Raw genomic sequence first — 13,662 nt, forward strand, 5'->3', positions numbered from 1 at the left:
ACGAAAAGCCTTCCCGGCCACTTCGCTCCAGAGCAGAGGATCAGTCCTCGCCCTCGTCCCGCCCCGTCGCCTCCTCGCCCCGTTTTGCCGCTTCAACCTGCGCATAAAGCCCGCGCACCATCAGATCGGTAAACACCAGCATGACCCCGACCATACCGACGAGTAATGCCACCGCGGCCACAGGAAAGGGGCCCAGCGTCAGGATCGCGCCGCGCCGCATCGCGAGCGCCAGCAGCGCAGCGGCGGCCATCAGCGCATAGCCGGCAAGGCGCGGCGTGCGGTTCATGCGGAACCGAATGCCGTGTCGCGGCATAGAGAGGCGAAGAGTCTGTATTGGTGCACGAAAGCCACGATGGCGGGAAAAGTACGCGCCCGCAAGGCGCGGCCTTTGCATCGGCCGGACGATCTCTTACACCCCTGTACAAAGGGGCAATAACATAGGACCGCAATTGCCGATGGACACCCCCGTCTCCCACCCCGACCGCCGCCCCTCGCCTGCTCTTCTCACCGTCCTAGTCTGCGCCGCATCCCTCGCCGCCGCGGCCCCGGCGCATGCGAGGGACGGCGCCCCCGATGCGGATCTGGCAGCGCCAGACGCCGCTGGAACTGCGCCCGCGCTGGTGCCCGTGATCCCTGCGCCCGCCACCCATTTTCAGGATAGCGAAGTCGATCAGGATATATTGCTGCCCCCCGCGCGGCCGCAGGATGACGACCCGGACCGCAAATGGTCGCGCGACTATCTCGCCATCGCCGCCGGCGTCGTCACCGCACCGAGCTACATGGGGTCGGACCAGCGCGTCGTGATTCCGGGATTTTACCTGCGCGGCCGCCTGTCGGGCTTTTCCTTTTCGACCCGGGGCACCAATTTGCAGGTCGATCTGATCCGCCAGCGACGCGGCCAGCGCGTCGACTGGAAACTTGGCCCGATCATCAACCTCAGGAGCGACCGTACCGGGCGTATCAAGGACCCGCAGGTGGAGGCGCTCGGCGAGCGCAAACTGGCGGTAGAGGCAGGCATTTCGGCGGGGGTCACCTATTCGGGCCTGATCACCAGCAAATATGATCAGGTCGGCTTTCGGGTTGTCGCACTAAAGGATATTTCCGGCCGCCACGGCAGCTGGGTTGCTTCGCCGACGATCGAATATGGCACCCCCATTTCGAAGCGCGCCTATGTCGGCCTGTCGGCGTCGGTGAACGTCTATGGCAAGGGCTTCGGGGATTATTATTTCGACATTGACCAGGCGGGCAGCGACGCTAGCGGGCTGCCGGTCTATGACGGCGCTGGTCGCAAGGCGACCGCCGGCAAATATACGATCGGCGCGGCGGGCGCCTATTCGCTTTCGGGTGACCTGCGCAAGGGCCTCGTCCTCATCGGCGGCGTCCAATATGGGCGCGTGACAAGCCGCTACGCCGCCTCACCGATCGTCCGGATCGCAGGTGACGCCGACCAGTGGATTGGAGGCGCGGGCATCGCCTATCAATTCTAGCGAGCGCGTGCGGGGGCTGTACAGCTTTTCGCAAGCCCCAGCGATCAGAAGCTTCTTGCGGCGACCCGCGCAAGCGGGGACAAGCGCGTGCCCGCAGGAGAGCGCCATGACCGCCAACAACGCCCCGACCTTTGCCTTCATCATGTTCCTGACCGGGGTCGGCATCCCAGTGCTCGCCGCCTTGAACGGCGGGCTCGGCGCCCGGCTCGGCAGTCCGATGGCGGCCTCCGTCATCCTCTTCGGTCTCGCGCTCACCATCGCGCTCGCGGGCACCGCGGCAACGGAATCGCTCGGCGCGGTGCGATTGTCAGCTGGCGTTCCGCCGCAATATTATTTCGGCGGGCTGTTCGTCGCTTTCTATGTGATCGCGGTGACCTTCATCGCGCCGCGATTCGGGGTCGGCAATGCGATCTTCTTCGTCCTCGTCGGCCAGATCGTCAGCGCCGCGGCGATCGACCATTTTGGCCTTTTCGGCTCGCTGCGATACCCGATCGACGCAAAGCGCACGGCGGGAATCGCGCTGATGATCGCGGGCGTCTATCTGGCGCGCCGGATCTGACGCCTCGGCCGTGGCGGGGCCGGAGCGCTAGGCGGCGTTCTCGCGAGCCGCGAACGCCGCGCGCGCAGCGAGCACCGCCGAAAATTCGCGATCGATCCATCCGAACAGCGGCGCGAGCGCCCGTTGCAGCGAGGCGCCAAGCGGGGTCAGATAATATTCGACGTGCGGCGGGACCGTCTGGAAATCACGCCGTTCGACCAGCCCGTTCGCTTCCAGCGCGCGCAAGGTCTGGGTCAGCATCTTCTGGCTGATCCCGCCCACGCGCCGTTTCAGTTCGCCATTGCGATGCGTGCCCTGGCCAACGACGAGCATGATGAGAAGGCTCCAGCGATCACCGATCAGATCGAGCATATCGCGCGACGGGCAGTTTTGCGCGAGCGGATCGGGCTTGTCGATGCAGCGGAGAGCAGTCATCTGGGTAGTTACCTCAAGGTGCGTACTTCACTATTGGTTCCTACCCTATCATCTTCCCTCGCGCAAGCCGCCCGGCCCCTCCGGCGGCATCAGGAGGACAGATATGACGCAGGTTGCCATCATCTATCATTCGGGTTTCGGCCACACCGAAGTGCTCGCCGGCGATGTCGCGCGCGGCGTGGAGGCGACGGGAGCAACCGCCGTGATGTTGCGCATCGAGCCCGGCCAGACCGATTTCGGCGAACTTTTCGCGGCGGCGAACCAGGCCGACGCGCTGATCTTCGGATCGCCCACCTATGTCGGCAATGTGTCGGCGCCGATGAAGGCCTTCATGAATGAGAGCACGCGGATATTCATGACGCGCGACTGGCAGGACAAGCTCGCCGCCGCTTTCACCGTCTCGGGCTCGCCGTCGGGCGACAAGCTCAACACGCTGATCAGCCTCGCGATCTTTGCCGCGCAGCACGGCATGGTCTGGATCGGGACCGGGCAACTTCCGGGCAATAATGACGACACAAGCGCGGCGACCGACAGCGAAAACCGTATCGGCAGCTTCATCGGCGCCATGGCCCAGGCGGCGAACGACAGCGCGAAGGTCACGCCCAAGGCGGGCGACCGCGCCACCGCTTACTCGCTGGGCCAGCGCGTTGCGATTGCCGCTGCGCGCTGGCGCGCCGGATTTCCCGCACGCGTCGCGGCCTGACGCGTCGAGGACAGCCGCCCGCCGGGCGGACTCCCCCGTCGCGGACGAACCGGTCCCGGCGGGCGGCTGTCGGCACACTTCGGCCCGAAAAGCGAGCCCTCGGCCACACGCATGGACAGTGTATCGCGGCCGTCCTATAACGCCCCATCCCCGGGGAGCCTGTGTGCAGAAACAGGTTGAGAGCGGAACAAGCCGCGACCCGTTGAACCTGATCCGGGTAATACCGGCGGAGGGAGGGTCGGTGTTCCGAACACGGAATCCCCATTCTCGCTCCGAAGCGCTTGGAGAGAGACATGGCCGACATCGATTCCCGCATTGAAGCTGCTGATCCGATCGGCGTCACCACCGGCCCGATTCGGGGCAGCCGCAAGATCCATGTCGCCTCGCCCACTGGAAGCGGCATCCGGGTCGCGATGCGCGAGATTCTCCTCGAACCCTCGTCAGGCGAGTCCCCGGTGCGCGTCTATGACACGAGCGGCCCCTATACCGACCCGAATGCAAGCATCGACATCGGCAAGGGGCTCCCTGAACTGCGCGCGGCGTGGATCCGGGCGCGCGGCGACGTCGAGGAAGTCGCCCAGCGCGAGGTGCGGCCCGAGGACAACGGCCAGCTTGGCCCCGACCGTTCGGGCGGCGTCCCCGCCTTCCCCAATGTCCGCAAGAAAGTTCTTCGCGCGAGGCCCGGCGCCAACGTCAGCCAGATGCACTATGCCCGCCGCGGCATCATCACGCCCGAGATGGAATATGTCGCAACGCGCGAGAATCTCGGCCGCGAACGCCTCGCGGAATATATTCGCGACGGCCAGGACTGGGGCGCGAGCATCCCCGACTATGTCACCCCCGAGTTCGTGCGAGAGGAAGTTGCGCGCGGCCGCGCGATCATTCCGTCGAACATCAACCACCCCGAAAGCGAGCCGATGGCGATCGGCCGAAATTTCCTCGTGAAGATCAACGCGAATATCGGCAACAGCGCGGTCGCCTCCGACGTCGCCTCCGAAGTCGACAAGATGGTCTGGTCGATCCGTTGGGGCGCCGACACCGTCATGGACCTCTCGACGGGGCGCAACATCCACGACACGCGCGAATGGATCATCCGCAACTCGCCCGTCCCGATCGGCACCGTCCCCATCTATCAGGCGCTCGAAAAGGTCGGCGGCATCGCCGAGGAACTGACGTGGGAAATCTTCCGCGACACGCTCATTGAACAGGCCGAACAGGGCGTCGACTATTTTACCATCCATGCGGGCGTGCGCCTGCCCTACGTCCCGCTTGCCGCAAAGCGCGTCACCGGCATCGTCAGCCGCGGCGGCAGCATCATGGCGAAATGGTGTCTTGCGCACCACAAGGAAAGCTTCCTCTACGAACGCTTCGACGAGATCACCGAGATCATGAAGGCCTATGACATCGCCTATTCGCTGGGCGACGGCCTGCGCCCCGGAAGTATCGCCGACGCGAACGACGAGGCACAGTTCGCCGAGCTCTACACGCTGGGCGAACTCACCAAGCGCGCGTGGGATCAGGATGTCCAGGTCATGATCGAGGGGCCGGGCCATGTCCCGATGCACAAGATCAAGGAGAATATGGACAAGCAGCTCGAAGCGTGCGGCGAGGCACCCTTCTATACGCTTGGCCCCCTCACCACCGACATCGCGCCGGGTTATGACCATATCACCAGCGGCATCGGCGCCGCGATGATCGGCTGGTACGGGACGGCGATGCTCTGTTATGTCACGCCCAAGGAGCATTTGGGGCTGCCCGACCGCGACGATGTGAAGGTCGGTGTCGTCACCTACAAGCTTGCCGCCCATGCCGCCGACCTCGCCAAGGGTCACCCCGCCGCCAAGGTCCGTGACGACGCGCTATCGAAAGCGCGCTTCGAATTCCGCTGGCGCGACCAGTTCAATCTCAGCCTCGATCCCGACACCGCCGAGCAATATCATGACCAGACCCTCCCCGCGGAGGGTGCCAAGACCGCCCACTTCTGCAGCATGTGCGGGCCCAAATTCTGTTCGATGAAGATCAGCCAGGAAGTCCGCGAGTTTGCCAGGCTGCAGAATCAGGACAGCGCAGGCTTCATCGCGGCAGAAGAGGCCGAAAAAGGCATGGCGCAAATGAGCGAGGTCTATGAGGAGACGGGCCGCGAGCTGTACTTGGGTGCGGGTGGACGTGAACACGACTGACGGCGGGCGGGGGACGTAACCAGGAATTGTTCAGGCGGCGTAATCAGCCCTGAGCTGCCGTTATTACTCAACGCGGAATATGGCCGCCCCCCGACCGCTACGGATCACAGCTTCGAGATCTGCGGGCAGCTGCCGCAGTGCAGTGGGCCTCAGGGCGACAAGTTTAATGGGCCGCACCGAACGGCTCATGCCGATGCTCCAGCAGCCGCCTGAACGAGAACTCCCCGCGCCATGCGCGCTCGTGGAAGAAAAACACGACCGCATTGACCATGGGTTCGATCAGCGCGATTCCGCTGGCAACCGCAAAGGACCCGGTCAGCAGGTATGCCACCGTGAACCCCACCGAGAGGTGAAGTATGAGGAAGCTGAGCGTCTTGGCGACATCTCGGGAATCGACGCGTGACATGAGCGGGATTTTATTGCGAATGCATCGCAACACCACTCGGAAGAGCCGCTTTGTGTGATCGATGGCGGCGATAAAAGGTGTCGTGCATATTGCGCGCAGCCAGCCTCACACGCCGAAAGCGCGCCAAAGCGCCCCGCCCTTTCTTAAATTCCGAGCGAAAGGCTATGACGCAAGGCGCTAAGGGTAGGCGGACGAATAAACGCCCCCACTGAAAGCGAGGATCCGAATGACAGACCCCCACACCCCCGCCCCCACCGGCCCCGACGCCGGCGCGATCTTCTATCACGGCACACGCGCTGATCTGTCAGTCGGCGACCTGCTCACCCCGGGGCGGGCGAGCAATTATGTCGAAGGCGCGCCGCTCTCGTGGATCTATTTTTCCGCCGCGCTCGAATCGGCGATCTGGGGCTGCGAGCTCGCGTCAGGCGACGGCCGCGAGCGCATCTATATCGTCGAGCCGACCGGCGACTGGTTCGACGATCCCAATCTCACCGACAAGAAATTCCCTGGCAACCCCACCCGCAGCTATCGTAGCCGCGCACCGCTGCGCATCGTGGGAGAGGTCGAAAGCTGGACTTCGCACCCGCCCGAGGCGCTTGCGGCGATGAAGGAGGGTCTCGCCCGGCTGCGCGCCGAGGGGAAGGACGTCATCATCGACTGACCCACTTGAGCGTCCCTGTTCGCCCGGACAACTGCCCTGACGCCGCCAATTTGCTATACCTCCACCTCGGCCGCCGCCGCGCGCTCGATCGCACCGCGCCAATGCGGGCGTGCGGGCAGACCGAACAGCTCGCCGAGCGCGGCCTCAATCGCGTCGGCGGCGAGATACCGCCGATCGGTCGCGCCGTCGGCGCGGCGGATCGTCAGCCGGTTGTCGCGCAGCGCATAGCGCGCATCGGCCGTCGTGCGCGCCGCGATCAGCTGATGACGAAAATGCGAGTCGGGGTGGGTCGAGGTGTACCAGTTGGCGACCGTGTAATCGATGACGGGCGGCACAGCGTCGTCGATGACGTATACCGGCAGCCAGTCGCCGCCCGCCTTGAGGCGCACGCTCCATTGGTCGCCGCGCCGCACGATGCGATAGCTCTCGTGCGGCGTCGGCTGCGGCGCCTCGCTGTCCATGGCAAGCGGCGAGGGGGGCACCGCCGACCCGAAGCCGACGTCAGCAAGCCACGGCCGTCCGCCGATCCGCACGCGCAGCACCATATGGCTGCGCGGTGCCGGCGGGGCGCCGGGAGGCTGCATCCAGCGAACCCGGCCGAGCAGTCCCTCTGCGTCGAAGCCGATCGCGCGGAGCACGCGGAGGAACAGGCCGTTCTGCTCGAAGCAATAGCCGCCGCGCCCACCATCGATGAGCTTCGCCTCGATCGCGTCAGGGTGGATGTCGACCGCGCCGTCGACCAGCGCGTCGAACGTCTCGAAGGGGATAGCGGCAAGATGCGCCGCCTGGAGCGCGCGCAGCACCTCGAGCGTCGGGGCGATCGGACCGGCATAGCCGATGCGCGCGAAATAGCGGCGCAGGAAAGGGTCGGTTGTGGACACTGGAACGACGTCGCTCTCGCGCGTCAGAGGGCGGTACAGCATGGGCAGGCTCCGTCTTGCGAATCATTGCCCGCCCTTATGAAAGCTCAACGGCGGTTGAGGTCAAGCGCGTCGCTCGCGAACGTGCGACGCGGAACTCCCGGCCGTCTGGCGGGTCTATTCACCGGGGTCCATTGCCGGCCTGCCCGTCCCCTTGGGCTTTGCACACCGGCCAAGACAGGAGAGACCTTTCCATGAAACTGCTCCCCCTCATCCCGCTCGCCGCCGCGACAGCGCTCGCCGGCGGCTGCGCCTCGACAGGCGGATATGGATATGACGATGGCGGCTATGGCTATTACGATAGCGCCTATTACGACCGCTACGGGCGATATGATTACAACAACCCCGACCCGCGCTACGGCGGCTATTATGCCGATAACTACTATCGCAGCGACCGCCGCTACCGCGAGCGCCGACTGAACAATGATGACCGTGTCTATCGCGGGCGCGACGGCCGCTACTATTGCCGCCGTTCCGACGGCACCACCGGTCTGATCGTCGGCGCCATCGCCGGCGGGGCGCTCGGCAACGTCATCGCGCCAGGCGATTCGAAAACGCTGGGAACCGTGCTCGGCGCGATCGGCGGCGCGGTCGCCGGACGCGCGATCGATCGGGGCGGCAACAAGGACGTTCGCTGCCGCTAAGCCTTCCGGCGGCGGTGTCGCCATGGCATACTCGCCAAAAGGGAGATGATCGCCATGACCCACCGCCGCCTGTTGATCCTTGCCGCTCTGACCGCCCTGACGCTCGCCGCATGCGGAGAGAACCCGAAAACTGCCGAAGCATCCGAAGCTCCTTCGGCCAAGATCGCAGCGCCTCCCTCTGCCCCAAAAGCCGACACGGGCCTTGAAGCCTATGTCGACCATTATCCGTTCGACGTCGTGAACGGCGTCACCTGGAACGACCATCCGGTGGTCAAAGCCGGACTTGCGAAGACCGTCACCAATGCCGAGATACGCCGCACGATCGAAACGCTTGCGGGACCCACAGCGCCGATAGAAAGCTATGAAGGCAAGCTCATGTCGTGGGCATGTGAGACGCACAATTGCGGGCCGCATCAGTGGTCGGTGCTCATCGACCCGTCGAGCGGCGCGACCGACGTCTGCTATTACAATGAGAGCATCAACCGGTCCCGCGCGCACTGGTTCTTCGCCGGGGGAACCGAGCAATGGCGCGACGGTACCTGCCAGTTGAAGGAGGATTGATGTTCGTCGCAGCCTATTGGTGGAAGGTCCATCCGGGCAAAGAGGAGCAGTTTCGCGCCGCCTGGCGCCGCGGGACTGAGCTTATCCGCGCGAAATATGGCTCGCTCGGCTCGCGCCTCCACCGCGAAGAGGGGCCCGCGGAAACAGCGCGTTTCATCGGCATTGCCGAATGGCCGGACCGCGCCACGTGGAAAGCGGCGTATGATGCCAAGATGGTCTATGACGAACCCGCCACGCGCGCTGCCTTTGTCGATGCGATCGCCGAGGCCGGCGATGCGCCGCTACTGCTGCTCAAGGTCACCGACGATCTCACCGATCCCGCGGCAGAGGATCAATAGATCGCGCGTTCGCGCCGCACAGCCGCCTTGCCGTCCTTCCAGTCGATCTCGGCGGCGGGTTCATCGGATTTTCCGGCAGCAAACAGCTCATAGATGACGGTGCCATCCTCCTGCTTGCTTTCGATGACCCGCACCGGCTCGAACGCATCGGGCGCAGCGCGCGCTGCGGCGATGACGGGTGCCGGCGCCTCCGCCCAGGGGATGTCGCGCTGCACCTCGACGACGGTGAAGCGCCCCTTCTCCTCGAGGAGGTCAAGCTCAACTTCGCTGCCGTCAGGTCGCGTACCTTCGACATCATAGAAGATCATTCCATCGCGCTGTTTGCGCTTGGCGCCCGTGATGGTCATGCCCGGCACGCGGCCCAGCACCGCGTCGCGTACGCCGGCGGGCAGATCCGCTGCCGCGACCGCGTCAATCTGGGCCTCGGGACCTGAGGGAAGCACCGAACTCGCCTCGTCCTGGGTCCTCGATTGGTCGGTGGGCGTGCCGCACGCGGTCGTCAAGAAGATCGCCAGCGTCGCTGCCAATTGCCTGCGCATCGTCGATCTCCTGCCACTGAGGTAACCGATGTCATCCTAGGCGAAACGCGCTGCCGAGTCCAATTTCCCGAACAGCGATATCGCGGCCTCAGGCGCCGCGCAGGTCGCCGCGCGCGCGGATGGACTGGGTAGCGCTACCGCGCATCGTGGTCCTAGTTGGCAAGACTATGCGCAAGAGTGATCTCGCAATCGAGAAGTTTCGAGATCGGGCAGTTCGCCTCCGCGTCCGCAGCAAGGCGGGCGAACTCCTCAGCCGCGATACCCGGGATGGTCGCGGTCAGCGTCAGCGCCGATTTCGTCACCTTGAAGCCATCTCCATCGCGCTCGAGTGTCACGTCCGCGCGCGTGTCCAGCTGGCCATCCGAATGGCCGGCGCGCGCCAGCGCAAAGGACAGGGCCATGGTGAAACAGGCAGCGTGCGCCGCCGCGATCAGTTCCTCGGGATTGGTGCCAGGCCCATCCTCGAAGCGAGACGCAAAGCCATAGGGTTCGCCGTCGAGCGCACCGCGCTTCGTCCAGATATGCCCCTTGCCATCCTTGCCGAAGCCTTCGTAGCGGGCGCTTGCGCTGTTCACGGTCATTCCTCATCTCCTCCGGTTCGGCGGCGTCAGCGCGAAACCCGCGCCACTCCCGCACGATCGAGTTCGGGGCCCAGCCGCCCCGTCAGCCACAGCCCCCACATGCGGAAATCGGCAGCGAGGCTCCAGAACGGATAGGTAAAGGTCGCAGGCCGGTTCTTTTCGACGGCGAAATGCGCAATCCAGGCAAAGAAATAGCCCGCGACCGGGAGGGCCGCAAACCACCACCAGCGTGCCGTCACGAGGGCCGCCAGCGCAATCGCCACGACGAGGCTCGTCCCCGCGTAATGCAGCGCCCGTGTCGAGGGCTTGCTATGCTCCCGCAGGTAGAAAGGCCAGAAATCGGCGAAGCTCGTGTAGGTTCGCGCCATGAGGCAAGCATGCGTCCGCGAGGGGGCGGGGTCAAGGATATTGGGAGAACGCGAGTTCGAAGATCTAAGGCTTTCGGGCAGCAAAAACCCTCCCGCCAGCATAAAGCGACGGGAGGGCTGCCGCAGGGCCGCCATCCCGGCCCCTGACATATGGGTCATGCTTTAGCGCGCGGCTTCGCGAACCTTTTGCACGGCTGGGAGCAGCAAGCCGATCAGAATTTGCACCGGATTGGAAACAATTGTGAGCCCGCCCTGCGTCGGCTGGGCCGACTGCGCCATCGCGGGGGTCGCGCTGAGCGCAATCGTCAGGGCCATCACGGGGGCAATCAACATCTTCTTGGTCATAATCCTGTCCTTTCAAAAGCGGGGGGTAATCAACTCTCAAACTGTCTCGGGATCGTCCCGATGCCCCGCTTATGCCGCGGACAGTCCAACGCGGCCGTGATCGGCATCACTAACCCAAAGAAATTTCACAAGGCTTTGAATTTGCAGGGAAGAAATTCAAGATTGGCGCTTGAGGCGTACGAGCGCGGCGTCGAGTTGCTGCAAGAATCGCGAACGATCGGCCTTGGAGAAGGGTGGCGGGCCGCCGATGCCCTCCCCCATTCCGGCGCGCAGGTCGGCCATGATGGCGCGCGTCGCGATCGCGGGGCCGATCGACGCGGCGGTGAAGGCCTTGCCCGTTGGGGCAAGGACAACTGCCCCCGCCTTGAGCGCACGGTCGGCGAGCAATATGTCGGCAGTGATCACGACACTGCGCGGCGTCGCAGCCTCGGCGATCCAATCGTCGGCCGCATCGAAGCCATCGGAGACGAGGACCCGCTCGACGAGTGGATGCTCGGGCACCCGCAGCCGGCTGTTGCTGACGATCTTCACGGGAACGTCGTGCCGCCAGGCAACGCGATACACCTCTTCCTTTACCGGGCAGGCATCGGCGTCGACCAGGATCACCGGAGCGTTCATCCTGCAAGCCCTTCCCAGAAAAGCTTGGCACCGAGCAGCACCATGAGCAGATAGATGAGGGTATAGAAGCGCGCGCCGTCGATCCGCTTCAGCCAGCGCACCGTGAGCAAGGTCGAGACGATAGCGAGCGGCATGAGCAGAAGCGCCGCCACGACCACGTCGCGCCGGAACGCGCCAAGTGCAAGATAGGCCGGAACCTTCATCCAGTTGATGATTGCGAAAAGGACCGAACTCGTGCCGACGAACATCAGATGCGGGAGCTGGCGCGGGGTTACCCACATCTGGAACGGCGGCCCGCCCGCGTGCGCGATCTGGCTGGTAAAGCCCGTGGCTACGCCGAAGAGGCTGCCGACCCAGCCGGGCGAACGCGACGCGGCAACGATCCGCCCGCCGCGCTCGACCCACAGACGGTAGACTCCGAAAGCGAGCGTGATCGCACCGAGCGCGGCCATCAACCTGGCCTCATTGACCTGATCGGCGAAATACCAGGCGGCAGCGATCCCGCTCGCTGCACCGGGGAGCATCCACGCGACGATCCAGCCATCCCATGTCCTGCGAAACGCCCAGACGCTGACGATGTCCTGTACGATCAGGATGGGAAGCAACAGCGCCGCTGCGATCGTCGGCGCCAGCACGAGCGCGACGAGCGGGGTTGCGAGCGCGCCGATTCCCGAGAGCCCGCCCTTGGCCATACCAAGCAGGATCACTGCGATGACCAGCACCGCAAGCGTCACCGGATCGGCCAGCAAATTCATCCCGCGTCGATGTCCGCCGGTTCGGGCAACTGCCAGTCGATCGTGCCGCGCCCCCGTGCCTCGAGAAACGCATTGGCCTGACTGAACGGCCTGGAGCCAAAGAAGCCATTGTGCGCCGACAGCGGCGAAGGGTGCGGCGCGCGCAGGATCAGGTGCGCGCCCCCCGGACCGAGGCCCGGAAGGTTCGCTGCCTTGCGCTGTGCGTGGCTGCCCCAGAGGATGAAAACCTTGGGGGCGGGATCGGCCGCAACGGCCGCGACCGCGGCATCTGTAAAGCGCTCCCACCCTTTGCCTTGGTGCGACGCGGCGAGACCCGCCTCCACCGTCAGGCAATTGTTGAGAAGCAGGACGCCCTGTTCAGCCCAATGTCCAAGATATCCGTGGCGCGCTGGCTGGATACCGAGGTCGGCCTTCAATTCCTTGTAGATGTTGACGAGGCTCGGGGGTACGCGGACTCCCGGTTGCACCGAAAAGCAGAGCCCATGCGCCTGGCCCGGCCCATGATAAGGGTCTTGCCCCAGAATGACGACACGTACGTCCTGTGGCGGCGTCGCGTCGAGCGCAGCGAACCAGTGCGAGGGGCGCGGGTAGATCGTCTTGCCTTTCGCGCGCTCGCCCGCGAGAAACTCTTTGAGCGCCACCATATAGGGTTGATCGAACTCGCCGCCGATCCGCGCGAGCCAGTCGGGATGAAGCTTTACGTCGGCCATGCGCGCCTTCGACCAGAGCCGTGCGGCCTTGTCCAGTGGCTTGTCCGCGGCTAGGTCGCGACGGACTCCCTTCCGCTCATCGAGAGCCGTCGAAGGGGGAACCGGACCACCTTGCGGCAGGCTCGGGGTGATCGGTGAAGGAAGGACCAAGGATGGCGGACGACATCGGCGCGGCTTTGATGCAGCTTGAGGCGGTCGTGAAGGACCGGCTCGCCGCGGGCGAAGCTGGCGCCTCTTACGTGGCGAGCCTCGCTGCGAAAGGTCGCGGCAAGATTGCGCAGAAAGTCGGCGAAGAGGCGACCGAGACGATCATCGCCGCGCTGACGGAGGGGGATGCGGCTCTGACCGGCGAAGCCGCCGACCTCATCTTTCACTTGACCGTGCTGCTTGCCGAGCGCGACCTCGGCTGGGACGCCGTCGCTGCCGAGCTTGTGCGCCGCCACGGCACCTCGGGGCTCGCCGAAAAGGCCAGTCGCCAGCAATAGGAGCGAATATGCCGATCGACGCCACCCTTCCCTATGACGACAGCAACATCTTCGCGCGTATCCTGCGCGGCGAGCTGCCGTGCCAGAAAGTCTATGAGGACGAGCATGCGCTCGCCTTTCATGACATCAATCCGCAGGCACCGCTGCACATCCTTGTTATCCCCAAGGGTGCCTATGTCAGCTGGGACGATTTTTCCGAGCGCGGCAGCGCCGAAGAGATCGCGGGCTTCGTACGCGCGGTCGGCAAGGTCGCGCGCGACCAGGGACTCGTCGCGCCAGGCTATCGCCTGCTCGCCAATGTCGGCTTCGACAGCCATCAGGAGGTCCCGCACCTCCACGTCCATATTTTCGCCGGGCGCCCGCTCGGACCGATGCTCGCGCGCTGAGA

Annotated in this window: 21 protein-coding genes and 1 riboswitch; of the genes, 10 read left to right on the plus strand and 11 right to left on the minus strand. The window is 64.9% G+C overall.

Features of this window, described 5'->3' with window-relative positions; translation table 11 throughout:
• Window positions 1-40: 40 nt before the first annotated feature.
• Complete coding sequence (locus LH20_RS17985; RefSeq protein WP_053555400.1) at window positions 41-286, minus strand: hypothetical protein; 246 nt, start codon at window positions 284-286, stop codon at window positions 41-43.
• 169 nt (window positions 287-455) lie between these two features.
• Here LH20_RS17985 and LH20_RS17990 point away from each other — a divergent pair, with 169 nt between their 5' ends.
• Both LH20_RS17990 and LH20_RS17995 read left to right on the plus strand, forming a co-directional pair.
• Window positions 456-1,487: a MipA/OmpV family protein gene (locus tag LH20_RS17990; RefSeq protein WP_053555401.1), complete on the plus strand. Its 1,032-nt coding sequence runs from the start codon at window positions 456-458 to the stop codon at window positions 1,485-1,487.
• Window positions 1,488-1,593: 106 nt separating this feature from the next.
• On the plus strand, window positions 1,594-2,046 hold the full coding sequence (locus LH20_RS17995; RefSeq protein ID WP_053555402.1) for a DMT family transporter: 453 nt from the start codon (window positions 1,594-1,596) through the stop codon (window positions 2,044-2,046).
• 27 nt (window positions 2,047-2,073) lie between these two features.
• Here LH20_RS17995 and LH20_RS18000 read toward each other — a convergent pair whose 3' ends face one another.
• Complete coding sequence (locus LH20_RS18000; protein ID WP_053555403.1) at window positions 2,074-2,460, minus strand: winged helix-turn-helix transcriptional regulator; 387 nt, start codon at window positions 2,458-2,460, stop codon at window positions 2,074-2,076.
• Window positions 2,461-2,563: 103 nt separating this feature from the next.
• On the opposite strand from LH20_RS18000, the gene LH20_RS18005 reads away from it, so the two are divergent.
• Together LH20_RS18005 and thiC are read left to right on the plus strand one after the other, a co-directional pair.
• Window positions 2,564-3,163, plus strand: a complete 600-nt coding sequence (locus LH20_RS18005) for a flavodoxin family protein (RefSeq protein WP_053555404.1) — start codon at window positions 2,564-2,566, stop codon at window positions 3,161-3,163.
• 141 nt (window positions 3,164-3,304) lie between these two features.
• Window positions 3,305-3,415, plus strand: a riboswitch (TPP riboswitch).
• A 41-nt stretch (window positions 3,416-3,456) separates the two neighbouring features.
• Window positions 3,457-5,343 (plus strand): phosphomethylpyrimidine synthase ThiC, encoded by a 1,887-nt coding sequence (gene thiC, locus LH20_RS18010; RefSeq protein ID WP_053555405.1) that lies wholly within the window; start codon window positions 3,457-3,459, stop codon window positions 5,341-5,343.
• 163 nt (window positions 5,344-5,506) lie between these two features.
• Here the strand turns inward: thiC and LH20_RS18015 are convergent, their stop codons facing one another.
• Window positions 5,507-5,749 carry a DUF2061 domain-containing protein gene (locus LH20_RS18015; RefSeq protein WP_053555406.1) on the minus strand — a complete coding sequence of 81 codons (243 nt, stop codon included), beginning with the start codon at window positions 5,747-5,749 and terminating at the stop codon, window positions 5,507-5,509.
• A gap of 226 nt (window positions 5,750-5,975) precedes the next feature.
• On the opposite strand from LH20_RS18015, the gene arr reads away from it, so the two are divergent.
• On the plus strand, window positions 5,976-6,410 hold the full coding sequence (arr, locus tag LH20_RS18020) for an NAD(+)--rifampin ADP-ribosyltransferase (RefSeq protein ID WP_053555407.1): 435 nt from the start codon (window positions 5,976-5,978) through the stop codon (window positions 6,408-6,410).
• A 53-nt stretch (window positions 6,411-6,463) separates the two neighbouring features.
• On the opposite strand, the gene LH20_RS18025 is transcribed toward arr, so the two are convergent.
• Window positions 6,464-7,333 (minus strand): arylamine N-acetyltransferase family protein, encoded by an 870-nt coding sequence (locus LH20_RS18025; protein ID WP_083455482.1) that lies wholly within the window; start codon window positions 7,331-7,333, stop codon window positions 6,464-6,466.
• A gap of 191 nt (window positions 7,334-7,524) precedes the next feature.
• Between LH20_RS18025 and LH20_RS18030 the strand changes: the two genes are divergently transcribed.
• Genes LH20_RS18030 through LH20_RS18040 form a run of 3 tightly spaced genes read left to right on the plus strand, consistent with a single transcriptional unit; the run spans window position 7,525 to window position 8,873 of the window.
• Window positions 7,525-7,974: a glycine zipper 2TM domain-containing protein gene (locus LH20_RS18030; protein ID WP_053555408.1), complete on the plus strand. Its 450-nt coding sequence runs from the start codon at window positions 7,525-7,527 to the stop codon at window positions 7,972-7,974.
• A 54-nt stretch (window positions 7,975-8,028) separates the two neighbouring features.
• The gene (locus LH20_RS18035; RefSeq protein ID WP_144423613.1) at window positions 8,029-8,535 is read left to right on the plus strand and encodes a hypothetical protein; all 507 of its coding nucleotides are present in this window, start codon (window positions 8,029-8,031) and stop codon (window positions 8,533-8,535) included.
• The gene (locus tag LH20_RS18040) at window positions 8,535-8,873 is read left to right on the plus strand and encodes an antibiotic biosynthesis monooxygenase family protein (protein ID WP_053555410.1); all 339 of its coding nucleotides are present in this window, start codon (window positions 8,535-8,537) and stop codon (window positions 8,871-8,873) included. Before LH20_RS18035 ends, LH20_RS18040 begins: the two co-directional genes overlap by 1 nt.
• Here the strand turns inward: LH20_RS18040 and LH20_RS18045 are convergent.
• From LH20_RS18045 to ung, 7 genes are all read right to left on the minus strand, one after another.
• Window positions 8,867-9,412: a hypothetical protein gene (locus tag LH20_RS18045; RefSeq protein WP_200905393.1), complete on the minus strand. Its 546-nt coding sequence runs from the start codon at window positions 9,410-9,412 to the stop codon at window positions 8,867-8,869. The two genes, LH20_RS18040 and LH20_RS18045, sit on opposite strands and share 7 nt — an antisense overlap.
• 152 nt (window positions 9,413-9,564) lie before the next feature.
• A complete protein-coding gene (locus LH20_RS18050) occupies window positions 9,565-9,993 on the minus strand; it encodes an OsmC family protein (RefSeq protein WP_053555411.1) in 429 nt (142 codons plus the stop codon).
• A gap of 26 nt (window positions 9,994-10,019) precedes the next feature.
• On the minus strand, window positions 10,020-10,361 hold the full coding sequence (locus tag LH20_RS18055; protein ID WP_053555412.1) for a DUF962 domain-containing protein: 342 nt from the start codon (window positions 10,359-10,361) through the stop codon (window positions 10,020-10,022).
• 162 nt (window positions 10,362-10,523) lie between these two features.
• Window positions 10,524-10,706: a hypothetical protein gene (locus LH20_RS18060; RefSeq protein WP_053555413.1), complete on the minus strand. Its 183-nt coding sequence runs from the start codon at window positions 10,704-10,706 to the stop codon at window positions 10,524-10,526.
• Between the two features lie 156 nt (window positions 10,707-10,862).
• On the minus strand, window positions 10,863-11,324 hold the full coding sequence (locus LH20_RS18065) for a YaiI/YqxD family protein (RefSeq protein WP_053555414.1): 462 nt from the start codon (window positions 11,322-11,324) through the stop codon (window positions 10,863-10,865).
• Window positions 11,321-12,079, minus strand: a complete 759-nt coding sequence (locus LH20_RS18070; protein ID WP_053555415.1) for a sulfite exporter TauE/SafE family protein — start codon at window positions 12,077-12,079, stop codon at window positions 11,321-11,323. Before LH20_RS18070 ends, LH20_RS18065 begins: the two co-directional genes overlap by 4 nt.
• Window positions 12,076-12,789, minus strand: a complete 714-nt coding sequence (ung, locus tag LH20_RS18075) for a uracil-DNA glycosylase (RefSeq protein WP_053555416.1) — start codon at window positions 12,787-12,789, stop codon at window positions 12,076-12,078. Before ung ends, LH20_RS18070 begins: the two co-directional genes overlap by 4 nt.
• A gap of 152 nt (window positions 12,790-12,941) precedes the next feature.
• Here ung and LH20_RS18080 point away from each other — a divergent pair, with 152 nt between their 5' ends.
• Window positions 12,942-13,274, plus strand: coding sequence for a phosphoribosyl-ATP diphosphatase (locus LH20_RS18080; protein ID WP_053555417.1), 333 nt, complete (start codon window positions 12,942-12,944; stop codon window positions 13,272-13,274).
• A gap of 8 nt (window positions 13,275-13,282) precedes the next feature.
• Entirely contained in the window at window positions 13,283-13,660 is a 378-nt protein-coding gene (locus LH20_RS18085) for a histidine triad nucleotide-binding protein (protein WP_053555418.1), read from the plus strand.
• The last annotated feature ends 2 nt before the right edge of the window (window positions 13,661-13,662 follow it).

This window comes from Sphingopyxis sp. 113P3 (assembly GCF_001278035.1).
Classification (GTDB): Bacteria; Pseudomonadota; Alphaproteobacteria; order Sphingomonadales; family Sphingomonadaceae; genus Sphingopyxis.